The sequence below is a fragment of the Furfurilactobacillus milii genome, assembly GCF_009863985.1.
Classification (GTDB): domain Bacteria; phylum Bacillota; class Bacilli; order Lactobacillales; family Lactobacillaceae; genus Furfurilactobacillus; species Furfurilactobacillus milii_A.
This window is the reverse complement of the sequence record NZ_WEZT01000056.1, coordinates 1-8,930: the sequence shown is the minus strand read 5'-3', so window position 1 is coordinate 8,930 and position 8,930 is coordinate 1. Positions and strand designations below refer to the sequence as shown.

10 protein-coding genes are annotated in these 8,930 nt (G+C 40.0%); 7 read left to right on the top strand and 3 right to left on the bottom strand.

What is annotated here, in order from left to right:
* Window positions 1-177: 177 nt before the first annotated feature.
* Together GB992_RS11475 and GB992_RS12035 are read left to right on the top strand one after the other, a co-directional pair.
* Complete coding sequence (locus tag GB992_RS11475) at window positions 178-462, top strand: hypothetical protein (RefSeq protein WP_087717469.1); 285 nt, start codon at window positions 178-180, stop codon at window positions 460-462.
* A 9-nt stretch (window positions 463-471) separates the two neighbouring features.
* The gene (locus tag GB992_RS12035; protein WP_431188839.1) at window positions 472-687 is read left to right on the top strand and encodes a gamma-glutamyl-gamma-aminobutyrate hydrolase family protein; all 216 of its coding nucleotides are present in this window, start codon (window positions 472-474) and stop codon (window positions 685-687) included.
* A gap of 195 nt (window positions 688-882) precedes the next feature.
* Here GB992_RS12035 and GB992_RS11465 read toward each other — a convergent pair whose 3' ends face one another.
* Genes GB992_RS11465 through GB992_RS11455 form a run of 3 tightly spaced genes read right to left on the bottom strand, consistent with a single transcriptional unit; the run spans window position 883 to window position 3,860 of the window.
* A complete protein-coding gene (locus GB992_RS11465; RefSeq protein ID WP_011668823.1) occupies window positions 883-1,698 on the bottom strand; it encodes a carbohydrate ABC transporter permease in 816 nt (271 codons plus the stop codon).
* Window positions 1,699-1,701: 3 nt separating this feature from the next.
* Window positions 1,702-2,556, bottom strand: a complete 855-nt coding sequence (locus tag GB992_RS11460; protein WP_021355944.1) for a carbohydrate ABC transporter permease — start codon at window positions 2,554-2,556, stop codon at window positions 1,702-1,704.
* Between the two features lie 5 nt (window positions 2,557-2,561).
* Window positions 2,562-3,860 carry an ABC transporter substrate-binding protein gene (locus GB992_RS11455; protein WP_041095743.1) on the bottom strand — a complete coding sequence of 433 codons (1,299 nt, stop codon included), beginning with the start codon at window positions 3,858-3,860 and terminating at the stop codon, window positions 2,562-2,564.
* Between the two features lie 127 nt (window positions 3,861-3,987).
* Between GB992_RS11455 and GB992_RS11450 the strand changes: the two genes are divergently transcribed.
* The 5 genes from GB992_RS11450 to GB992_RS11430 all read left to right on the top strand — a co-directional run bounded on the left by GB992_RS11450 (window position 3,988) and on the right by GB992_RS11430 (window position 8,852).
* On the top strand, window positions 3,988-5,127 hold the full coding sequence (locus GB992_RS11450; RefSeq protein WP_161002556.1) for an ABC transporter ATP-binding protein: 1,140 nt from the start codon (window positions 3,988-3,990) through the stop codon (window positions 5,125-5,127).
* 617 nt (window positions 5,128-5,744) lie between these two features.
* A complete protein-coding gene (locus GB992_RS11445; RefSeq protein WP_085763237.1) occupies window positions 5,745-6,461 on the top strand; it encodes an NUDIX hydrolase in 717 nt (238 codons plus the stop codon).
* Window positions 6,462-6,565: 104 nt separating this feature from the next.
* Entirely contained in the window at window positions 6,566-7,996 is a 1,431-nt protein-coding gene (locus tag GB992_RS11440) for a nicotinate phosphoribosyltransferase (RefSeq protein ID WP_161002555.1), read from the top strand.
* A gap of 10 nt (window positions 7,997-8,006) precedes the next feature.
* Window positions 8,007-8,552, top strand: coding sequence for a cysteine hydrolase family protein (locus GB992_RS11435; protein ID WP_162855699.1), 546 nt, complete (start codon window positions 8,007-8,009; stop codon window positions 8,550-8,552).
* A 150-nt stretch (window positions 8,553-8,702) separates the two neighbouring features.
* Entirely contained in the window at window positions 8,703-8,852 is a 150-nt protein-coding gene (locus GB992_RS11430; protein ID WP_161002553.1) for a hypothetical protein, read from the top strand.
* The last annotated feature ends 78 nt before the right edge of the window (window positions 8,853-8,930 follow it).

Below are 8,930 nucleotides of genomic sequence, written 5' to 3'. Positions count from 1 at the left end.
GCACTTGAACTAATTAATCAACGACCATTAAAAATACATCATCAACAGACTGCCATTGAAAGATTCCGGGCTTGTTCGGATTAAACTTGTAATTTGCCAAATCAATATCATATTTTTGGCCATATAGGATATCTCCAATCTTGATAAAGATATTCTATCAAAAGTTGTCCATGATTTATACTAACTCCATCTTTTATTGCTAATCCAAGCTTCCAGCAATTTGCTGCAAAAACTGCGAAGAAGGCTCAAATTTCATATACGCGAGCGGTAAGAACTGGCGGGGGAATAGATGGCAGTGAAATCCTTACTTACGAGGGGATTCCAACAATCTGTATCGGAATTCCAGTCAGGTATGAACATACTAATTATGGAATGGTAGCTTACCAAGATTTTGCTGATACAGTCAAACTAGTAGAAGAAATTATTACTGGATTGTCATCCGAAAAAATTGCAGCCTTTTAGAAAGAAAAAATTTATTGTCTAATTGTTAATAATCGATATCATCAAGCAGCAAAAAATGTGGGCGAATGCTTAAAAGTTACTGCAGCCGTTAAAAATGGGGTTATTGAAGCATTAAAATTAATTGATTCTCAGCAAGTGTTGGTTCTTCAAAGGCGCCCAGAATTTTTAGTCGAGACAAGTCCGCAAATACAAATTATTTTTACTGATTTGATCGTAAGATGTTGATTATAAATAACAAGCGCAAAGGTTAACAGGAAGGTATTAATGGTAAATTATGCAAATAGTCTGAGTTTAATTATGAGTAATTAAGCCCAGAGGATCCAACTGCTGAATAATATGAACATTACAAAAATAGTACAAGAGACCAGGTCAGATTGACCTGGTCTCTTGTACTATTTTTATTTAGATTAAATCCAATCTTTACTTGATAGCTCCTTCTGTCACACTTGTCATGACTTGCTTTTGCAATAGGAGGAACAGAATAATAATCGGAACCATTGACAAAACAAGTCCGGCTAAGGCTAATTGCCATTGGCTGTTTGTTTCACCGAAGAAAGAATACATCTTAAGTGGAATCGTGTACATGCCATCTTTATTAACGACTAGTGATGGTAACAGGTAGTCATTCCATATTTTCATTGCATTCAAGATAACAACTGTACCTGTCATTGGGCTGACCGCTGGAAAGATAATATAAACAAAGGTTTTAAAAGGATAGGCTCCATCTAAAGCAGCAGCTTCGTCAAGAGTTTTTGAGACTCCTTGAAAAGCCCCATAAAAAAGAATAATTGAGAGGCTTACTGATAACCCGGTGTTCATAATGACCAGACTCGTTCTGTTAAGGAAATTAACTTTGCCAAAAAGTGAAAGAAGCGGGATCATAATTGACTGAAAAGGGATCAGCATAGTGCCGGCACAAAGATAGTAGAGAATTGAACTGAAAGGCCCTTTAACACGAGAAAGAGCATAGGCAGCAGCTGCCGAAACCAATGTGATTACAATGACACTGGCTACTGTGATAACTAAAGAGTTAAAGAAACTGCTTGTAAAATCAAGCGCCTGGTAAGCAGTTTTGAAATTTGAAAACGTAAAGTCCCGTGTAAACCATAACGGGTTTTGAAAAATCCCCCTTTTTCCCTTTAAAGCATTGATAATAACAATGATAAAGGGGTAAAACCAGAACAGGGCAATGATTCCAAAAAGAAAGCCAAGTAAGATTTTAGTTGATTTTTTCATCTTCTATCCCTCCCGCTTTCTTGAAAGTGCTAATTGAATAAAGGAAACAATGGTTACACAAAGGAAAAGGATAATTCCGGCTGCCTGAGCGTATCCCTGCTGGAAGTTTACAAAAGCAGTATTATAAATATACATCGAAATCATCTCTGTGGAGCGGTATGGGCCACCATTTGTAAGTGCTAAGTTTTGCTCATAGAGTTTAAACGAGTTGGCAAGTGTTAGAAATAGACTGATTGTAAAGGCTGGCGCCAATTGTGGCAGCTTGATGAAAAAGAAAATCTGGGTTGCTTTTGCACCGTCTAGAACAGCTGCTTGAATGGTATTCTTAGGAATTGCATTCAAGAAAGAAATATAGATTAACATAATATAACCGCTCATCTGCCAAACAAACAGAATTACTATCCCCCAAAACCCTGTTGAAGGGTTGCTCAACCAACCTTTGAAAAAGTCAAGGTGAAAAGCAGCGGCAATTGCCTGAAAAGCAGAAGTAAAAATGAATTGCCAGATAAAACCAAGTAGTATTCCGCCGATCAGATTTGGCATGAAGAAGATGGTTCTGAGTGATTTTGTGAGTCTGTTGTTGTGACTGGTGACGATTAACGCAAAAGCCAAACCGACTAAGTTAATTAGAATTACTGAAACAAAAGAAAATTTAACTGTTAGCCAAAAACTCTGCAGAAAGGTGGAGTCTTGAAAAAGGACTTCAAAGTTTTTCCAACCAATAAAAGAAGAGCGTAAACCATTGGAATCGGTAAAGGAATAATAAATTCCTATCAGAAATGGTACGACAATAATCAATAGTATAAAGAAAACTGCTGGTAAAACAAAAGCCAGATATTGATGTTTTTTGATAAGCATTTTTATCACTCCCCACTTTGGATTTCCCTGAGCTGTCGATATTTAGCCGATGTTTCCTTTTTCAATTCTTTCCAAGAGATCCCATTTACAAAATAGCGCTGTATATATGGCCCAAGTGCTTGGTTAGTAAAGCCATTCGGGTACTGTTTGTGAACAGGAGATTGTGCGTTTTTGGAAGTGCCGATCCGATAAATTTGTTTAGAAAGATCATCAGGCAGCCTCGAAACATCAAAGTTTTTAGTTGCAGGAACGAAACGCATTTCGTTAATGATTACGTTCTCAGCTTCTTTTGAAGTATACATCCAGTTAATAAAATCTTTAGCAGCTTTTTGCCGCTTGGGATGATCTTTAGTGATTCCTAAATACCATGAGGAACCGGTCAAAAGACGGTCAGTACCATCATTTTTAACAAAGAACGGTAACATGCCAAGATTTTTTTGAACGTATCCCTTTTCCAGACCATCAAGCGTCGGAATAATCCAATTTCCTTGAGGTATCATAGCAACTTTACCATTGAAAAAAAGGTCTTGGACAGAAGGATCATATTTAACTGAAAGAATCGGTTGTACATTATATTTTTTTACGAGATCATAATAATTTTTCATTTGCCTCTCGTATTTCCAAGGGAAAGTTTTGCTTTTGAAAGCTTTGACAAGATTATTGTTGTACGGCAGAGAAGTAAATTGTGCTGAAACAGAAGCAATTGAATTGGTATCAGCTCCGTTAAAGCCGAAAACGGCATCGATTCCAATCTTCTTTTTTTCTGAATTGAGTTTTTCAACCGCTTTCAAAAATTCAGAATAGTTATTGATCTTTGAGGCATCAATCCCAGCCTTAGCGAACACAGCTTTGTTATACGACCAGCCATAAGCCTCAAGATCGACTGGAATTCCAACCATACGTTTATTTGAAATTCCACCGCTAACAAGATTTGGTACTATGTTTTTACTTGCCTTAAGATCTTTTAGATTAATCAAATGATCCTTATACCGATCTATTTCAGGTAGCCCGCCAAGCATAATAATATCTGGAGCTTCCCCAGAGGCAAACTTCGCTTGTAAAGCAGCGGCCCCACCGCCTTGACCTGAAGTAGTAATTTGGATATTGACGTTGGGATGTTTAGCATGATACATCCGCGCTAATTTTTGATATTGTGCGGTTATTTCAGGCTTTTGATTAAAAAAGTTAAGTGTAATTTTTGAATTTTTTTCCTTTTGCGAGCTAAAACTACAACATGTTAAGACAATTAATGATAAACTCAACATAAAAGTTAGCTTAGCGATTTTAAAAAATCTTTTTTTCATGTCTTCCGCCCCGATTCATTGTCAATTGTTTGTCAAGAGCACCATTCTTTCTTACCTAAATTTTATGTTTTTATTATGAATCACTGCAGAAACAAAAGCAAACAATAAACTCGAGGAGGCATTTCTTATGAGTAAGATTCAAATCGAACACCTTTATAAGCGTTATGATAATGCGGAAAATGATACCCTAAAGGATATCAATCTTGAGATTGATGACAAGGAATTTGTTGCAATTATTGGACCATCAGGTTGTGGTAAGTCTACACTATTGCGTTGCTTTTCAGGTTTGGAAGAAGTTACAAAGGGAAAAATTAATGTAGATGGAAAGCGCTTCGATAATATTCCACCACAAAAGCGCAGCATTGCAATGGTTTTTCAAGATTATGCATTATATCCACATATGACTGTTTACAATAACATGGCGTTCAACTTAAAACTTGGTAAATTTTCTAAAAGTGAAATTGATTCACGGGTCAAGGAAGCAGCACAAAAGCTTAATCTCACAGACTATTTGGCTCGTAAACCCGCGCAGCTTTCTGGTGGGCAGCGACAAAGAGTTGCTTTAGGGCGTGCAATGGTGCGCGCACCTGAAGTCTTTTTAATGGACGAGCCGCTTTCTAATTTAGATGCGAAGTTACGTGTTTCAACGAGGCAGGATATTATCGAGCTACATAAGCAGCTTGGAACTGTAACGATTTATGTAACGCATGATCAAGCTGAGGCGATGGCAATGGCGGATAAAATCTTGATCATGCGAGACGGAGTGGTACAGCAGTATGGTAAACCTGAAGAACTTTATGATAACCCGCGTAATCTCTTCGTTGCTCGTTTTATCGGTTCTCCCAGCATGAATATTTTAAAGGGTACTCTTTCGAACAAGGGAATTTTTAATTCAGGTAGTGTAAATTATGACCTTAGTGAATTCGTGAAAAAAGAAGTTTTGCCAACGGATAAAAGAGAGATTGTACTTGGCTTTCGGCCTGAGAAAGTAACGCAGGTAAAAAAGTCAGGAGATAATGATACAGCTCCTGAAAATTCTGCACAAAAAGAGGGATTTTTTGTACTTTCTGCAAGTAAAAATCTGGCTGAATACATGGGCGGCCATACGCTTGTCTATCTAAAAACTAAAGATGGTGTTAATATTGTGACTCAAACGCCTAAAAGAATTCCTAATGATGATAGCCACAAAAAATTAGATCTTTATATTCGTAATTCTAATATTTATCTGTTTGATGCTAAAAGCGGTCTGACACTTCAAAATGGTTAGCTTTACCAGATAAGAAAGAAAACGGTTAAGTTGGAGAGAAAGATTTGCTTACCATAAAAAGCAAAAACGTACTAATTTGCAATTTGCATGTTAAAGATATAAACAAAGGAACCGGATCAAAAACCGACATTTTCTAATCGGTATTTTCCAACATTTTACAACCGTTGCTGACAGCCAAGTAAGTTACATTGCAATAACAGAGCTAGCATATATCTTGTTGGCATGGCAAGAAAGATTGAATACCGACGATAGAACATTAGGCGATTTGTTCTATTCCTTCACGAATTCATTACCTGATATTACGTTCATTTGCGCATTGGTATACCTAATTTCCGTTCTTAAATGCTCGGGTAATGAGTTTATTGAAGATAAAATTGACCAATTCATGCACACCATCCCATCAAACGTACAAAATATCATTTCAAGAGTGTTGTAAAACTAATTTAGGTACGAAAAACCCAGAGCTCATCAGTGCTCCGGTCTATTTTCGTGCTTTCAAGTTTCAGTTAAAGTGTCAACCCTAAGGGGTATTGTACGAACTAAGGCCGTCCTTAGTTGTCGATTTTTTTATTATTGTGATTCTTGATTGCGCTATAATATTTTGTGAGGTGAAAGAGATGGCTGACAAAGTTGTTGCGCGTCCGCTAATTACGATTGCAAATATTATTTGGAGTTTTAATCCCCTGACCCATTTACCACAAGTCCTGCTGGTCAAACGGGCTTATCCGCCATTTGAGGGCCACTGGGCTTTACCAGAAACCCTATTGCGGCGGGATGAAAGTGCTGACGCTGCCTGTATCCGCCTGATTAAGGATAAAATTGGTGTTCGCCTATCAAACAGTGCTACCGAACAGTTGGCAACCTTCACCGATCCCGACCGGGTAAGCGGTGAGCGGTCCTTGGCGATTGCCTACATGACTTTCTTACCGACAATGCCTCAACTGAGGGCCGGGTACGGAGCAACCGAAGTCGGGTGGTTTAGTCTTAACTTTGACCACGGGAAGTTTATCTTGCAAAATGGTGACTTAGTTTTGAGTTTGGCTGCAGGGTCGGCGCTAGCATTTGACCACCACCAAATTATTAATACGGCCATTGTACGAATTAAAAATAAACTGGACTACCAGCCAACCATTTTACAGATCTTAGGACCGACTTTTACCCTTCGGCAAGCCCGCGAAGTTTATGCTACTTTCCGCCAAACAACGGTCGATCAAATTGATAATTCTAATTTTAAAAAGGCCCACCAAAAACTGTTTAAGGAAGTTGGTACCGTCGCAACAAAGCGGTCAGGCCGGCCACCAAAGTTATTTAAACTGGTACTACCTTGCGTCTAAAAATAAAAGTGCTACAATCAGTGATAATAAAAGTTCAATATATTTTTATTTTTTTGCAGTAGTTAAAGTATTTTTTACCTAAATTTGTTAGGAGTTATTTAATAATGAAGCATGAATTATTAACCGACATGTATGAGTTTTCAATGGCCAACGGTTATTATCAAACGCTTCCCCACGATAAGCAGGCGCGCTTCGACGTCTTTTACCGTAAGGCGCCCGATGATGGCAGTTTTGTGATTAGTGCTGGATTGATGCAAGTAATTGATGAAGTTAAGAACTGGCACTTTTCAACTGATGACATTGCTTATCTGCGGTCCCTTAACCACTTTAGTGACGACTTTCTCTTTTACCTGACGGCAGCTCACAACCGCTGCTTAATTAAGGCAATCCCAGAAGGCACGCCAGTCTTCCCACGGGAACCAATCCTTAGTATTAGTGGCCCACTAATTGATGTCCAACTTCTCGAAACCCTGATCTTAAACATTATTAACCACCAATCATTGATTGCAACGAAGGCATGGCAGATCACCAGCGTTACTGGCGGACGCCCAGTAATGGAATTTGGTGCACGACGGGCGCAGGGGCCTGATGCCGCAATATATGGTGCGCGGGCTGCCATTATTGGTGGGTGCAGTAGTACCTCCAATGTGCTAGCTGCCAAGCTGTTTAACCTTCCGGCGGCGGGGACGATGGCCCACGCCTGGATTGAAAGCTTTCCTGATGAATTAACGGCCTTTCGTGCCTGGGCCAAAATTTACCCTGACAATGCTGCCCTGTTAGTTGATACCTACGATGTGGTTAACTCTGGGGTACCGAACGCAATTAAAATCTTTAAGGAATTGCGGGCAGCTGGCCACGAACCGGTTGGTATCCGCATCGATTCTGGTGATATTGCCCAGTTGGCAACCAAGGCACGGAAGATGATGGACGAGGCTGGTTTTACCAACGCTAAGATTACTGCTTCAAACGCCCTTGATGCCCACATTATTAAGTCATTGCTTGATGAAGGGGCACCACTGGATAACTTTGGGATCGGTGAGCGACTAATTACCAGTTCATCCAGTCCAGTATTAAGCGGTGTTTATAAAATGTCGGCACTAGAAAATGATGGCAAATGGGTGCCAAAGATCAAGATTAGTAATAGTCGCGAAAAGATTACGCTCCCTGGGAATAAGCAGGTTTACCGGCTCTACGATAAGCATGATCCCCAACACGCTGTTGCCGATGTAATTGCCCTGGCTGACGAGCAGATTGGAACCGAAATTGCGGCAATCAATGCTGACGTTCACGTCACCCGGAATAAAGTGATTCTAACCGACTTCATTGCTAAGCCACTGCTTAAGCAAGTTTTGACGCTGGAAAAAGCGGCGCCAATTGAAACCGACACTTTTGCCATCCAGCATTTTGCGCAGACCGAATTAGCACAGCTGCCGGCGGCTACTAAGCGGTTGCTTAATCCGGACCGCTTCCCGGTTTATTTAACCAAGCGGTTAGCTGACTTGCAACAAAAGCTGGTTGATGAGGCACAAAAATAAGGAGTTAGCAATGACTAAAGCATTATTAATTATTGATTATACAAACGATTTTGTCGCTGACAATGGTGCGCTTACTTGTGGCAAGCCAGCGCAGGAATTAGAAGATTATTTGGTTCAGCTGGCCAACCGTTTTTACCAAAATGGCGACTACGTAATTTTCCCGACTGATGCCCATTGTGGGGACCGGTTTAGTCCAGAAGCTAAACTCTTCCCGCCACATAACGTGGTCGGTACGCCTGGTCAACAGCTATACGGCAAGGTTAATGACTGGTTTGAACAACATCAGGCCAGTGACCGGGTTTACCAGTTTAATAAGAACCGCTATTCATCATTTCAAAATACTAATCTTGATAACTACCTGCGGGAACGAAAAATTGATAACTTGTGGATTGCAGGTGTTTGCACCGATATCTGTGTCCTGCACACCGCAATTGCCGCCTATAATTTTAACTACCAGATTACGATTCCGGTTAAGGGGGTCGCCACCTTTACCAAGCATGGTCAGGAGTGGGCGCTTGACCATTTTAAGAATTCACTGGGTGCGACGCTGGTTTAATGAATTTTGACTGCCTGCTATGAAGTAAGAACCCCGCCTACGTCCAGTCGGGTGAGAATTTTATTCGGGTGTTAGCGATTGCCGACTATCCTAAGCGGGTGTATGGCAACTGGTTATCGGAGTTAAAGCGCAACCAAAGAACAGGCTAATATGTTAAACTGTTTACCTGGTGACGCGTTACTTCAGGCGGAAGGGGTTGTTCTCGATGACGAGAATACAGATGTTGAAAAAGTTAAAATCATTTACAGCAAACAAGCCGATTTCAATATGGTATTAGGAATTGGCAAATTCTATAATTAATCCGAACAGAAATTAAAAAGCCCAAAGCAATCACTTACAATGGTAGTAGCTAATTCCAACCAATATAGGGAGTGATTA

Excerpts from the sequence above, each read along its gene's own strand:
- GB992_RS11465 (WP_011668823.1), bottom strand. The coding sequence starts at position 1,698 with ATGAAAAAATCAACTAAAATCTTACTTGGCTTTCTTTTTGGAATCATT.
- GB992_RS11460 (WP_021355944.1), bottom strand. The coding sequence starts at position 2,556 with ATGCTTATCAAAAAACATCAATATCTGGCTTTTGTTTTACCAGCAGTT.
- GB992_RS11455 (WP_041095743.1), bottom strand. The coding sequence starts at position 3,860 with ATGAAAAAAAGATTTTTTAAAATCGCTAAGCTAACTTTTATGTTGAGT.
- GB992_RS11450 (WP_161002556.1), top strand. The coding sequence starts at position 3,988 with ATGAGTAAGATTCAAATCGAACACCTTTATAAGCGTTATGATAATGCG.
- GB992_RS11445 (WP_085763237.1), top strand. The coding sequence starts at position 5,745 with ATGGCTGACAAAGTTGTTGCGCGTCCGCTAATTACGATTGCAAATATT.
- GB992_RS11440 (WP_161002555.1), top strand. The coding sequence starts at position 6,566 with ATGAAGCATGAATTATTAACCGACATGTATGAGTTTTCAATGGCCAAC.
- GB992_RS11435 (WP_162855699.1), top strand. The coding sequence starts at position 8,007 with ATGACTAAAGCATTATTAATTATTGATTATACAAACGATTTTGTCGCT.
- GB992_RS11430 (WP_161002553.1), top strand. The coding sequence starts at position 8,703 with ATGTTAAACTGTTTACCTGGTGACGCGTTACTTCAGGCGGAAGGGGTT.